This is a genomic window from Fibrobacter sp. UWOV1, assembly GCF_900142495.1.
GTDB lineage: Bacteria > Fibrobacterota > Fibrobacteria > Fibrobacterales > Fibrobacteraceae > Fibrobacter.
On sequence record NZ_FRBA01000006.1, the window covers coordinates 170171 to 182581 of the forward strand.

Here is a 12411-nt window from a genome sequence, read left to right on the forward strand (position 1 = left end):
CCTACTGTCTATTCATTCCCCCTCCTTATTCGCCGAGATAGAAACTTTGCGGACTTTGGCGAGGTTGCATTCGTCAAGAATATCCACCACCACGCCGTTAGGGGCATCTCGGTCGCTCACGATAATCACCGGGCGGTCAGGGGCTTCGGCCATCATCTGGCGGAGCACCGTGTTAAGCGTCGACAGATTCACCTGCGTTTCGTTAATGTGAATCGTACCCTGGCGCGTCACACCAATCAAAATGCTCTCCTTGGCGAGTTCCTTTGCCGAACTGGCCTTGGGCTTCGTCACGTCGACGCCGGTTTCGCGGGTAAAGGTCGATGTCACGATAAAGAAGATGAGCAGGATAAACACCATGTCGAGCATCGGCGACACGTCTATCTTTCCTGCATCATTGGATCGTTTACGGATAAAACTCATTTTTCCTCCGATTTATTTGCAAATACGTAGGATTCATATTTCAAAGCTTCGCTCCAGGCGATTTCTTCTACTTTTTCAACCTTGCTCGCCAAGAAGTTGTAAGCCAGCATCAAGGGGAAGGCGACCAAAAGGCCCGCCTGGGTCGTCAGGAGCGCTTCAGAAATTCCATCGGCCAACAGCACCGGGTTTCCAAAGCCAAAAAGCTGAATAGTCTCAAAAGTATGCACCATGCCCGACACCGTACCGAGCAGTCCAAGCATCGGGGCGATTGCAGCACATGTCGAAATGGTCCGTAGCGATTTCGACAAGTTCACCGAGATGCGGTGACGGGTCTCTTCCATCGCATTGCGAACCGCAACGGGTCCCTGATCGCGGTAGTTGCGCACATCAGAAGCCAATGCGTAAAAATATCCATAGCGGCGGCGTTCGAGTTTCTTGAAGGCAGCATCTTCGCCATCCTTCGAAAGCGTACGCCAGAAACCACCCACGGACTTGCCTTTCAGCATAAAGTAGTAGCAGTAGCGCTCAATCATCAAAAACCAGCCGAACCACCCCAATATGAATATAGGGGCAAGCACCCATCCTCCGCGGAAGACGATGCCCATGGCGGCTTCGACGACCGATATTTCGTTTACCGTTTCCAACTACTTTTCCTTAATCCAAAGGGCATTCAGCACGACTAGGCCTGCACGCTCCATACGGGAACGCAAGGCATCGGCGCGGTTCATCAGGAACGTATGAATGAGCTGCAACGGAATGGCCACAATAAGGCCCGCTTCCGTCGTCACCAAGGCAATCGAAATGCCTCCCGCCAAAAGCTTCGGATCAGAGGTTCCGTGCATCGTAATCACATCGAAAAGCTCGATCATTCCCATCACCGTACCCAAAAGACCAAGGAGCGGAGCAGTCGCCGCAAAGACAGAAATCCAGGTGAGCCCCGATTCGAGCTTGGGCACTTCGGCAGAGAAGAGTTCTTCCAGGGCCTTTTCGGCTCCGTCGCGGCCCGCGTAGTTCTTGGAAAGCACGGCACGAAGCACCTTGCCCACTTCGCCATGCGACTTTTTCGCCAAAGTTCTGGCCGTTTCGATATCACCCTTCTGCAGGGCCTTGATGGCGCGCCTGGTCGAGAGTCCGCCAAAGCCCGCTACCATGAGCCACACGAAACGCCACAGGGCAACAAGCAGGCCCAGCGCAAAGAGCGTCACGATCGGATACATTAGAATTCCGCCGTTCTTGAAGAACTCGCGGAGTTCATCCTTCCAGGTGGTTTCCTGATGGTTCGCCATTTCAGACGAAAGCTCGGTACTGAGGAGCACATCTACCGGCACCATCACGTAGGCAGAATCATTTGCCGCAGCAAAGACCTTGCTTATGTCGCTCTTCGTATCGGGAGTCAGGTTTTCTTGCCAGCTGAACACACGCTTCTTTTCGCCGGCTACCGGGAGCATCAATGCTGCCGGATGATACCCGTTGATATCAACTGCATTTGCCATCTGCATGGCAAAGAGGCCACCCAGGCGCATGCGGTCACCCTGAGCGACGGCATTTCCAAAAACGAGTTCCGCCTTTTCTACCTGGATTTCGCGGGTAAAATCAAGTTCATTCTTTGCAGCATTCAAGATCGACTGGGCAATACGCACAGGGTCATCCCTGTACAGGCCCATTTCCTTTTTCACCTTGTTCTGGACTTCTACTCGTTCTGCAATCTTGAAGGGAATCCCCTGTTCTGCAAACTTCGAAAGCGTTTCCAAGCGTTCGGGACCAGCAGCAAGCGACAAGTATTCGGCGCGGGCTTTTTCGGCCTGCAGCTTGACCTGGGCCAAGTCTTCGCGGGCAACGCGCACGTCTTCGAACAGGCGCGCACGTTCCGACATCAAGGCGTCGACTTTCTCTTTACTTTCATTATACTTTTCGTTAAAGAGTTCGCGTTCCTGGTTGGCGGTTTCACGGTCCTTCCAGCGGGCGGCAACCGCCATATCGCGCTTTTTGCGGGCTTCTTCAAGGTCTGCCTTTGCACTGTTCAATGCGGCGCGCTGCTTTACAGCATCGATATCGGCATTCTGCTGCGCAAAGGAAAGAGGCGCGAGAAGAGCAAAAGCTGCAACTAATAACGGAAGTAAAATTCGAGTTCTAGATCCTTCGACTTCGCGCTTCGCGCGGAGTTTATCCTGAGCAGAGCCGAAGGACTCAGGATGACACAGCACCATTCCACCTTTCGCATTCCTCATTCCGAATTCTGAATTCTGAATTTTCATCTACTTGCCCTCCTTCGGAATCACCACAGGAATCGTGACAAGTCTCGGAGCAGTCTTGCCTTCGGCCACCTTCATCACATCTTTCAATACCGTACGCATGGTAAGGTCATCGGACACGTTATTCCAAGCATAACCGCCATCGGCCGTCCGGGTTAGCCACAGCACGTCGTTACCGTCGTTGCTCACGAAAATGGAGGCGACTGCACCGTAACGCAAGAATGTTCCCGGAACACTGCGGGCATCCACCTGCAGGAATCCCTTGTACACTTCGGTCGTGTACCCCAGGCGAATGCGGTCGTAAAAGACTTCGAGCATGCGATTGAGACCATCGTCCGCTTCAATCAAGCCCTTATGGAGCTGGCCCGCAATTTCTTGTACGCTCTTGATTGTTTCTTCGTTGCGGTACGGGAAATCCGATTCAAATACAGGCACCAAGGAATCAATCACCAAGGCCAAGGATTCGGCATACTTCGCCTTACGGTTCTCGAAGTACTTGATCGTACCCAAGGATTTTTGACGTACACTTGCCAAATTCTGGAGTTCAGCCTTCAGGGAATCGATTTCGGCCTTCAGTGTCTTGTTCTGTGTCGCGAGCGCCTGAACCTTTTTGCGTCCGACCTCGATAAATTCGGCGTGACGTTTCTTTTCGGCATCATGGAGCGTTTTTTCGCGGGCTGTTTCGGCCTCCACCGCCTTAATCTGGCGACGGACACTTTCTACCGTTTCCTGCGCCTGCGAAAAAACACCCGCAAGGCTCAAGCAAAGGAATATCTTGGTGAGTAAATGAAATTTCATATGCGAAAAATACAAAGAACCGCGGTCACTAGACCACGGCTTCTTTCAAAATAAGTTGAAAAACGAGCATTAGAACTTAGTTGCAAGAACTTAGAGCTTAGAATTATCAAATATTGAAATCGTCTAAGTTCTACAAGCGCAGCGGACTAAGTTCTACCAACTGAGTCGAAGACGTTACTTCTTGGAATCCTTGAAATACTGCGGAGTATTCTTGGCGCCGGCCTTCTTAAGGGCCTTGATCAAGCGGGTATAGCCTTCGTTGGTAGCCCAGTCGAGCACAGAATAGCCCTGACCGCACTTGGCGTTCACATCGACACCCTTGTTGATGAGGAACATCATGGCGTCATAGTTACCATTCTTGACGGTCCAGTGAATCGGGAGGTAACCGTCAGCGCTACGGGAATCAAGCGGAGCACCAGCATCAGCAAGCACTTCGAGCATGTCGACCTTACCGGTCTTTGCGGCGAGAAGCACTGCAGTACCGAGAGTCTGGGATTCAGCACCTTCGGCCTTGAGCTGAGCGAGGAGGCGGTTCACCACTTCCTTGTTGCCCATCATCACGGCGTTGTCGAGCACCGCTTCACCGTTGCCGTTCTTTACGTCGGCCTTGGCACCATGTTCGAACAAGTAGTTCAGCACGACCATATTGCCCTTGTTGGCAGCGATAGCCACGGCATTGTTGCCGTTGTCGGCCGGAGCGTCAATTTCGAAAGAAGCCTGCAAGAAGAGAGTCATCTTGGCAGTATCGCCGTTCACTGCGTAAGAAACGAACTGGTTCGGGGTAAAGGGAATCTGCTGTTTGGTCAGGTACTTGCGCACGGACTGAGGATCATTCGGGTCCATTTTGCTGTCGCAAGCGGTCATGGACATCATCATAGTGGCGGCGCAAAGGGCCAACAACTGCTTTTTCATAAAATTGTGCTCCAAATGAGGTTTTTCTTATTTTTGGTCTAAAAAATAAACAATTTTTGGTCAATTAACACAAAAAAACTCAAATTACAACTTTTTTTTACCAAAATATTCCCCGCGCCTCCACAGCCCTTTTTCTCAACTCAAGACCAACCATTTATATTTAAGGCATGAGAAAGAGAATTTACCCCCTGATTTTGCTTTTCTGCACCCTCGCTTTTGCCGACCGAGTGGTCATCGACACCTCCATGGCAGCCTCCACCAGCAACGACAACCGAGAATTCGAGGACCGGGGATCATTCGGACCCTATGTCGAATGTTTCCGCAACAACCACGAATACTTCCACACCTATTTCGAGCGTAAAACCGGAGAACTCCGCGAAAACGACGAATTCATGTTGGATTACACCACGTATTTCCAGCCTTACGTAAGCCTCGGAATTACGCTGTTCTAACGGGATTTTTTCTAAAAAAACTTATTTCTTAATCTTAAGTTTTTCACCCATCTTAATCTTGGTATCATTCAAGTCATTCCACTTGACGATATCTTCGATAGTCACATTGTATTGGCGAGCGATATCCCAGAGTCCCTCGCCTTTTTTAACGGTATGGACCTTGTATTCGGCTTCCGGGGCCGACGCGACCTTCAGCTTTTGACCGACACTTAAGCTCGTGGACTTGCCCATGCTGTTGAGTTCCTGGATTTTAGCCACGGAGGTACCGAACTTGCGGGAAATGCTGCTCAGGTTATCGCCCTGTTGCACGACATAGACCGAGACCTTTTCGTTAGAGGTTTTCTTGGCGGCCGGCTTAGATTCGGACTTGGCGGGTTTCTTTTCGGCCTTTTTCTTCACGTATTCCGGAATCACCAGGGAATCGCCCACGGTAAGGCGGCGACTAAAGCCCTGGTTAACCTGCATGAGCATCACGACAGGGACCCCGTAGGACTTTGCTATGTCGGCAAAGGTATCACCCTCGCGGACAGCATACTTGGCGCCCTTCGAAATCTTGGGGCGATCCTTTTGCGGACGGTCGCTTTCAACCTGGGGTTTCGGTTCGGGTTTAGAAACGACCAAGGTATCGCCCGTCTTTACGATTGCGGCGACATCCAAGGAATTCCATGCGCGAACAGAATCCTGGGAAATGCCGAACTTGCGTGCCACAGAGGCCACATCATCGCCAGATTGCACGATATAGGTACGGACTTTATGCGGTTTCTTACCCTTGCTAGACTTGGGTTTCGGAGTCACCTTGATCGGAATTAGCAAAGTCTGGCCAGCACGAATACGGGAACTCTTCATGTCGTTCGCCTGCTGCAATTCAGACACCTTGATACCGTACTGGCGGGCAATCACGCCAAGGTTTTCGCCCTTGCGGACCTTATGGTGGTGCCAGCTGGAGAAACTGTTCTTTTCCATCTTGTCGTAGCCATCGACAAATGCGGTACGGGTTCCGACCGGCAAGCGCAACAGGTAAGATTCCTTGTTCGGAGGCGTACACCACTTCACCAGTTCCATGTTCAGGCTGCGCAGCGTATCTTCGGTAACCTTCAAAAGCTTTGCCACTTCTTCGAGCGGGAACGAATCAAATACGGTTACGGTATCGAAATCGGGGCGGTACGTTTGTTCGACAGTCATTTCGTACTGTTCCGGATAATGGCCGATGACCATGGCCGCAAGAATTCTCGGCACGTAGCGCATGGTTTCTTTAGGGAGCTCCAAATCCCAATAAGTCACCGCCACCGACGTGTCGCGAGTAGAATCTGCCTGCATTTCACGCAAGAGCCTGCGCACACGTCCTTCGCCGCAGTTGTAGGCAGCCATAGCCAAAAGCCAGTCGCCAAATTCATCGTGCAGGCGGTTCAAGTACTTGAGGGCAGCCATTGTCGCCAGCTCCGGATTACGGCGCATGTCGACCCAGTAATCCACTTCGAGCCCGTAACGCTTACCCGTTTCCGGAATGAACTGCCACATGCCAGAAGCCTTGGCACGGCTGTAGGCCTTAAGCTTGAAGCCCGATTCCACGAGGGCAAGGTAAATCAAGTCGCGGGGCATTTTTGCCGCATCGAGTTGGGCGTAAATCAGCGAATCATAGGCCGTTTTTCGGTTCAAGGAGCCCGACATAAAGGCTCGAGCCGAGTTGGTCATATAGTAGATTTCTTGCAGCACGCGTTCGTTAAATCTTACCGGAAGCGTAAACTGCGACACATCGAGCGTATCCAGGAAACTTTCAATCACCTGCAAGGATGCACTGTCGGCTTCACTTTCGTCAAGGGCATCGACACCTTCGATCGAAACTTCGTTTCGCACAAAATTTTCGGCATTTTCGCCAAGTTCCGCCACGTTGGGGTAAACTTCATCAAGTGCACGCACAATGCGAAGCGGCATTTTGGCACGGTAGGCAGAATCTTCTGCAGCAGAGACATTCTTATAGGTCGAATCAAACCGTTCAGAGACCAACTGTCTCAGCGATTCATCCAAGTAATGCCTGGCCAAAAGCCATTCCTGGTTATCCATGGCCTGCAGGGCATACTGGTAATAGGTCCACGAGGGGCGAATCGCAAGGGAATCCGAAATTTTTTCCTTGAGGGCGCGTTCCGAAAAAGATTCCGTATCCGACGAATTTGCAGAGTCTACCTTGGGCGTCATATCGGGCTTGCTTGCGCAACCGGACACCAACATCACGAATAAAGATACTATGCCAAAAAAGAAAAATCTCATCAAAAATTTCCAGACACCTAATTACCGGCAGCTTAATTGCCTGTCACGCGTTCCACACCGAACCAAATGACTCCTGCCAAGACAAACGCAGCAACCATTTGCAAAATAATAATAATGCGGTTTACGCGATAGGCCTTTTGCGACTTACGGTGCCAAGACGGCAGTTCCTGTTTTTCATTCGATTCATTCATTGCGGGGTTAAATATAACAAATAGCAATTTCCTTATCCGTTAAATTTCTATGTTATACAGCGGATTATGAAGAAGCTGTTTGCCGCACTAAGCCTAATGTGTATTCCCGCCTTGGCCCAGGTAGGAATCGTCCGGTCAACGAGCGGCATTCACGCCCCCTCGGCAAAGACTCTTCCACAAGGATTTCTTTACATTTCTGGCGCCTTCGAAATGGTGAGCGACGGAAACCCCTTGAGTCTGGAAGGAGGATACACCGACAGCAAAGGCAATTTTGTTCCACTCGAAAAGAACACGCCCTCGAACGACGAAACCTTCTACGCGAGTTTCGCCGTCCTGGACAACCTTGAACTGGGCGTTTCATTACCGTTCCATTACGAAGGCGATATCAACAACACGGATTTGGACGGATTCGGTCTCGGCGACCTGCATTTGTCGGCCAAGGGATCCATTCCCGTAAACGAATGGTTTTACCTGGGGCTTAGCGGTGAACTTTTTGCGCCGACGGGTTCTACCAAAAAAGGATTCCGCCCCAGGCACCGCTGGTACGTCAAGTCTGATGGTGAAACCTTCGCCTTTACCTCGAACTACACAGCTGCAAACGTCAACGTTCATTTTTCGTTCGACCTTAGGCAATACCTGACCTTTAACGGATACGTGGGACTTCTGAGCGATGTCGGCGAAAAAGGGAAATACCTCCTGTGGGGTGCCGGTTTTAACATCTTCCCCGAAAAGACTCTGACTCTCATTTTAGAAGCGTCGGGCGAAACACCCATGCGTTCTACGCGAATGAGTTACCACTTCTTGAACAGTCCCTTCAGACTCACTCCGGGCTTGAGGCTGCACTTACCTTACGATGCTTACCTCACCCTTTCGGGTGATATAGGATTCCACTATTTCAAGGACCTCGATATCGACGACGCCCTGTCTATCGATCTCAAAACGGATAAAAGCAACCTGCATTACAGGGCGTCCGGCTCGCCCGAAGTTGCCATTGCCATTAGCCTAAGCAAGGTATTCAACCTAAGCTGGGGCGACGACGACAACGACGGTGTCATCGACCGTAAAGACATGTGTCCGAACACATTCAAAGGCCAAAAGGTAAACCCCCGCGGGTGCCCTGTCGATGAAGACCAGGACGGAATCCTCAACATCGTGGACCTTTGCCCTAACACGCCCACGGGTCTTGAAGTCGATTACAACGGTTGTCCCCTGGATCACGACAACGACGGCGTAGCGGATTACCTCGACAAGTGTCCCAATACGACAAGCGGTTTTGCAGTCGATTCTACAGGCTGTATGCTCGACACCGATGGCGACGGCATTGACGACAACAACGACAAGTGCCACGAAACGCCGCACGGAGAACCAGTCGGAAACGACGGCTGCCCCCTAGACCAGGATAAAGACGGCATTCCCAACGAAACGGACCAATGTCCCGATACCCCCGAAGGCATTTCGATCGACAAGAACGGCTGCCCTCTCGACTTCGATGGTGACGGAATCCCCGACGATATCGACAACTGCCCCAACAGCAAGCTAGGCGAACTCGTCGGCGAATCGGGCTGTCCCCTGGATTCCGACAAAGACGGCGTCCCCGACACAAAGGACGAATGCGCCGACACCCCCGAAGGTGTCACTGTCAATATCCTCGGCTGCCGCATAGACCAGGATGGCGACGGAATCTTCGACGAAGAAGACAAGTGCCCAGGCACTCCCGAAGGCGCCCCAATTGACAGCCTCGGCTGCCCGCTCGATTCTGACGAAGACGGTATCGCCGACTGGGCAGACCAATGCCCGGGCACCGCCCCCAACACGTTTATCGACATTTCTGGCTGCCCCACCAACCAAAGGCACAACTTCAACACGTTTGCAAGACATATCCGCTTCAAGGGAATCGATACGGTCCTTGTGAATTCAAGCTACACCGCCCTTAACGACATCGTATACTACATGCGTCAATACCCCATGAATCTCGAGATTCAATGTTCTGCAAGCGAAGCCGGAGCAAACGCCGAACGAATCTCTAACGAACGCGCCGAATTCATTTACAACTACCTTGTCAAAAAGGGTATCCGCAAGGAACGCCTCAAGTTCCAGGGTTTCGGAAAAAAATTACCGCCGACACTTACGCAAAAAAGCGGCAGCACCGACGTAGTGAGATTTATTCCCTCGCCCGAAAATCAAAAGCAATAGTTTTTTGCTATATTTGCACTTCCATTCTTACGGCACCTCGCCAAATCAAACAAAGGATTTTCTATGAAGATTGCTGACAAGACCGTTGTCCAGATGCACTACACCCTGACCTCCGACGAAGGCAAGGTCATCGATTCCTCCGAAGGCCGCGAACCGCTGCAGTACATTCAGGGCGCCCACATGATCGTGGTCGGTCTCGAAAAGGCAATGGTCGGCCACGACGTGGGCGACAAGTTCGACGTCAAGGTGATTCCGTCCGAAGGCTACGGCGAATACAACGAAGAAATGACCCAGGAAGTCCCGCTGGACGTTTTCCAGGGTGTCGACAAGGTGCTCGAAGGCATGATGTTCTATGCACAGACTCCGGCCGGCCCGATGCCGATCCGCGTGAAGTCCGTTTCTGAAAAGACCGCCGTGATTGACGCTAACCACGAACTGGCCGGCCAGAACCTGAACTTCGCCATCGAAGTCGTCTCTGTGCGTGAAGCCACCGAAGAAGAACTCAATCCGCAAGGTCACCACTGCTGCTGCGGAGGCAAAGGCGAAGGCGATCACGAATGCAAGTGCGGCGAAGAAGGCCACGAATGCGAATGTGGCGGAGAAGGCCATGAATGCGGTGGCCACGGCCATAAGGAAAACTGCGACGGTAACGGCGGTTGTGGCTGTCCCAACCACGACAAGCACCACGGGAAGTAATTCAGAATTCGGATTTAGAACATAAAACAATTAACGCGTGTAATTTTTCAATTACACGCATCTTTTTTTGAAATTTATCCGGGATCAACCCGTTTCAGCACTTATTCGTACTGCGGAACAGTCCAGGTCGTGGGCACCGCCGGAGTATCGCTGTCATCATGGTTGAAGGTAAAGCCCTTCTTGGCGTCAAAGCCTTCGATAGAGCCCTTGACCGCCGAGGCACATTCGCTCGGATGCAAGCAGCTGGAGTTCTTGAGCATGAGCATGTCGCCATAGACATCCCAAATGCCGGACTTCAGTTCTTCGGTATTGGCACCCTTCTTGGCGACAACGGAGTAATCACCCGATTTCTTGAGCGTAAGCGTCCAATCGAGGCCTTTTTCAGGAGCGATCCATTCGCCAGCCAAGGCTTCCTTGTCGACATCCTTGTACTTGATAGAGGACTTTTCGCACTTGTACGATTCACCCGTATCCATATTCAGGTCGAAATCGGTGCTGACCTGGGCAGAAACTAGCGAATATACCGCCTGATCAAAGAACACCGGAAGCATCAGCAAGTGGCTGCGTTCGATATCGTAGTAACCCGCAGACCAGCTCAATTCTTCCTTGACCGTCTCTTCCACAACATAGCGCCCCTTGTAGAACGAATATACCTGCTTGGTGTCACCGTTCTTGCAAGAAAGCTTGACTCCCTGCAACTGGGTTCCGTCCGAAATCCAATTTGAAGAGATCGGCACATTGGCCTTTTCGACATCGATATAGTCGCCATCGTTGATCGAGACCTGCAACTTCTTTTCGTCCTTGACGACAAACTGGAGCTTTCCGGATTTTTCAAAGAACTTCTGCATTTCGTCCGAAACCTTCGAAGTAATCCCCATAAACGAACCATTGGACTTGCCGTATTCAATCACGCCGTTTTCAAAATCAGAGCGGACCGCGATCCATGCCGTATCGGGAATCCAGATAGAGAACACACCTTGCTTTGCGCCGGAAGCAAGATAAATCTGCGTTCCGAACATTTCTCCAAGGGTCATGTTCTTTTCAAGATCTTCCAAGGTTGCAGCACGCATGCCCTTCGGAAGTTCCGGAGCTTCGGAAGACGATGATTCTTCGACCGAAGAAGAAGATTCCGTAACGCTCGAGGAGCTACCTTCATCACGCTCCACATTCGACGAATTGTCATCGCTGCCACAAGCGGCAAGCATCATGGACAATGCAATGGCGGAAGTGAACACCGCCGACTTTGCTTTAAAATTCATATATACCTCTTTTTCTGCATAGAATATATACAAAAAAAACTGCAATGTAAACAGAATGTGTTTTTTTGTGACAAAAAACGCTTTTTGAATCAAAATTCCAAGGGGGAACCGGGCGTGTAGCCTAAATCGGACTTCGCATTTTCGATATCAGGAGCGGCATCGTACAAAAAGCCCGCAAGAGCTTGCTCCGCCGTCACCGGGCGTCCGCCAATCCAGCTTTTCAGGACAGCGAGTTTCTTGGAAATCCACCACGGCAATGGAATCATGCAATGACGCATGCCAGCCTGCTTCAAGACGGCCTTGGCCATATCCGCCATCGAAAGCACCGTTTCTCCGGCGAGGGCATACGTATTCCCGACGGCACACTCCGAAAGTCCCGCCAAAGCGATTCCCTTGACCAAATCCGTACTTTTCACGGGGCGCTTGAGGCACTTGCCGCCTCCTGGCATAAAATACACCGGAAAGCGCTTTACGTAGGCCACAAACATGTTAAATTCGATTCCGCCGGTACCGATAGGCGAACTGATTACAAGCGTCGGGCGAACAATCGTCCATGGGAGGCCAGAATTCTTGACGTAAGACTCCCCTGCCAGTTTACTTTGACCATACTCCGTCAGCACAGGATACGTCACCGAGATGCTAGAGACATAGACCAAGCGCTTGACAGCTGCCGCTTTGGCCACATTCACGACATTGCGCGTTCCACCGGCATTGATGCGTTCAAAGGCGCCCGGTTTAGTCGAAAGGAGAATCGCGGCGAGATGGTACACCAAATCTACGCCGACAAAGGCTTCGCGGATCGAATCCGCGTCAGTGACATCCCCATAAAAAACCTCCACCCCCTCGGGTAAAAACCCAGCCTGGGTATCGCCCGGGAGCACAAGCACGCGAACACACACATCACGAGCCAAGAGTTCCCGACAGAGCGCCTTCCCTACGACGCCTGCGCCACCCGTCACCAAAGCAATCATTG

12 protein-coding genes are annotated in these 12411 nt (G+C 51.5%); 3 read left to right on the forward strand and 9 right to left on the reverse strand.

What is annotated here, in order from left to right:
- Nucleotides 1-12: 12 nt before the first annotated feature.
- From BUC02_RS09975 to BUC02_RS09995, 5 genes are all read right to left on the reverse strand, one after another.
- Complete coding sequence (locus BUC02_RS09975) at nucleotides 13-420, reverse strand: ExbD/TolR family protein (protein ID WP_073322135.1); 408 nt, start codon at nucleotides 418-420, stop codon at nucleotides 13-15.
- Nucleotides 417-1064: a MotA/TolQ/ExbB proton channel family protein gene (locus BUC02_RS09980; RefSeq protein ID WP_254794184.1), complete on the reverse strand. Its 648-nt coding sequence runs from the start codon at nucleotides 1062-1064 to the stop codon at nucleotides 417-419. Before BUC02_RS09980 ends, BUC02_RS09975 begins: the two co-directional genes overlap by 4 nt.
- Nucleotides 1065-2675 carry a MotA/TolQ/ExbB proton channel family protein gene (locus BUC02_RS09985; RefSeq protein WP_254794185.1) on the reverse strand — a complete coding sequence of 537 codons (1611 nt, stop codon included), beginning with the start codon at nucleotides 2673-2675 and terminating at the stop codon, nucleotides 1065-1067. It abuts the gene before it with no gap.
- Complete coding sequence (locus BUC02_RS09990; RefSeq protein ID WP_073322235.1) at nucleotides 2676-3470, reverse strand: DUF3450 family protein; 795 nt, start codon at nucleotides 3468-3470, stop codon at nucleotides 2676-2678.
- A gap of 174 nt (nucleotides 3471-3644) precedes the next feature.
- Nucleotides 3645-4382 carry an ankyrin repeat domain-containing protein gene (locus BUC02_RS09995; protein ID WP_073322138.1) on the reverse strand — a complete coding sequence of 246 codons (738 nt, stop codon included), beginning with the start codon at nucleotides 4380-4382 and terminating at the stop codon, nucleotides 3645-3647.
- Between the two features lie 167 nt (nucleotides 4383-4549).
- On the opposite strand from BUC02_RS09995, the gene BUC02_RS10000 reads away from it, so the two are divergent.
- Nucleotides 4550-4834 carry a hypothetical protein gene (locus BUC02_RS10000; protein ID WP_139261101.1) on the forward strand — a complete coding sequence of 95 codons (285 nt, stop codon included), beginning with the start codon at nucleotides 4550-4552 and terminating at the stop codon, nucleotides 4832-4834.
- Between the two features lie 21 nt (nucleotides 4835-4855).
- Here BUC02_RS10000 and BUC02_RS10005 read toward each other — a convergent pair whose 3' ends face one another.
- Both BUC02_RS10005 and BUC02_RS16220 read right to left on the reverse strand, forming a co-directional pair.
- Nucleotides 4856-7099 (reverse strand): LysM peptidoglycan-binding domain-containing protein, encoded by a 2244-nt coding sequence (locus BUC02_RS10005; protein WP_083564548.1) that lies wholly within the window; start codon nucleotides 7097-7099, stop codon nucleotides 4856-4858.
- Nucleotides 7100-7131: 32 nt separating this feature from the next.
- Nucleotides 7132-7290, reverse strand: coding sequence for a hypothetical protein (locus BUC02_RS16220; RefSeq protein ID WP_158212921.1), 159 nt, complete (start codon nucleotides 7288-7290; stop codon nucleotides 7132-7134).
- Nucleotides 7291-7356: 66 nt separating this feature from the next.
- Here BUC02_RS16220 and BUC02_RS10010 point away from each other — a divergent pair, with 66 nt between their 5' ends.
- Together BUC02_RS10010 and BUC02_RS10015 are read left to right on the forward strand one after the other, a co-directional pair.
- On the forward strand, nucleotides 7357-9483 hold the full coding sequence (locus BUC02_RS10010; protein WP_073322147.1) for a thrombospondin type 3 repeat-containing protein: 2127 nt from the start codon (nucleotides 7357-7359) through the stop codon (nucleotides 9481-9483).
- Nucleotides 9484-9546: 63 nt separating this feature from the next.
- Nucleotides 9547-10179: an FKBP-type peptidyl-prolyl cis-trans isomerase gene (locus tag BUC02_RS10015; protein WP_073322150.1), complete on the forward strand. Its 633-nt coding sequence runs from the start codon at nucleotides 9547-9549 to the stop codon at nucleotides 10177-10179.
- A 101-nt stretch (nucleotides 10180-10280) separates the two neighbouring features.
- Here BUC02_RS10015 and BUC02_RS10020 read toward each other — a convergent pair whose 3' ends face one another.
- Nucleotides 10281-11438: a hypothetical protein gene (locus BUC02_RS10020; protein ID WP_073322153.1), complete on the reverse strand. Its 1158-nt coding sequence runs from the start codon at nucleotides 11436-11438 to the stop codon at nucleotides 10281-10283.
- An 89-nt stretch (nucleotides 11439-11527) separates the two neighbouring features.
- Complete coding sequence (locus tag BUC02_RS10025; RefSeq protein WP_073322156.1) at nucleotides 11528-12409, reverse strand: NAD-dependent epimerase/dehydratase family protein; 882 nt, start codon at nucleotides 12407-12409, stop codon at nucleotides 11528-11530.
- Nucleotides 12410-12411: the final 2 nt, after the last annotated feature.

Excerpts from the sequence above, each read along its gene's own strand:
- BUC02_RS09975 (WP_073322135.1), bottom strand. The coding sequence starts at position 420 with ATGAGTTTTATCCGTAAACGATCCAATGATGCAGGAAAGATAGACGTG.
- BUC02_RS09985 (WP_254794185.1), bottom strand. The coding sequence starts at position 2,675 with ATGAAAATTCAGAATTCAGAATTCGGAATGAGGAATGCGAAAGGTGGA.
- BUC02_RS09990 (WP_073322235.1), bottom strand. The coding sequence starts at position 3,470 with ATGAAATTTCATTTACTCACCAAGATATTCCTTTGCTTGAGCCTTGCG.
- BUC02_RS09995 (WP_073322138.1), bottom strand. The coding sequence starts at position 4,382 with ATGAAAAAGCAGTTGTTGGCCCTTTGCGCCGCCACTATGATGATGTCC.
- BUC02_RS10000 (WP_139261101.1), top strand. The coding sequence starts at position 4,550 with ATGAGAAAGAGAATTTACCCCCTGATTTTGCTTTTCTGCACCCTCGCT.
- BUC02_RS10005 (WP_083564548.1), bottom strand. The coding sequence starts at position 7,099 with ATGAGATTTTTCTTTTTTGGCATAGTATCTTTATTCGTGATGTTGGTG.
- BUC02_RS16220 (WP_158212921.1), bottom strand. The coding sequence starts at position 7,290 with ATGAATGAATCGAATGAAAAACAGGAACTGCCGTCTTGGCACCGTAAG.
- BUC02_RS10010 (WP_073322147.1), top strand. The coding sequence starts at position 7,357 with ATGAAGAAGCTGTTTGCCGCACTAAGCCTAATGTGTATTCCCGCCTTG.
- BUC02_RS10015 (WP_073322150.1), top strand. The coding sequence starts at position 9,547 with ATGAAGATTGCTGACAAGACCGTTGTCCAGATGCACTACACCCTGACC.
- BUC02_RS10020 (WP_073322153.1), bottom strand. The coding sequence starts at position 11,438 with ATGAATTTTAAAGCAAAGTCGGCGGTGTTCACTTCCGCCATTGCATTG.
- BUC02_RS10025 (WP_073322156.1), bottom strand. The coding sequence starts at position 12,409 with ATGATTGCTTTGGTGACGGGTGGCGCAGGCGTCGTAGGGAAGGCGCTC.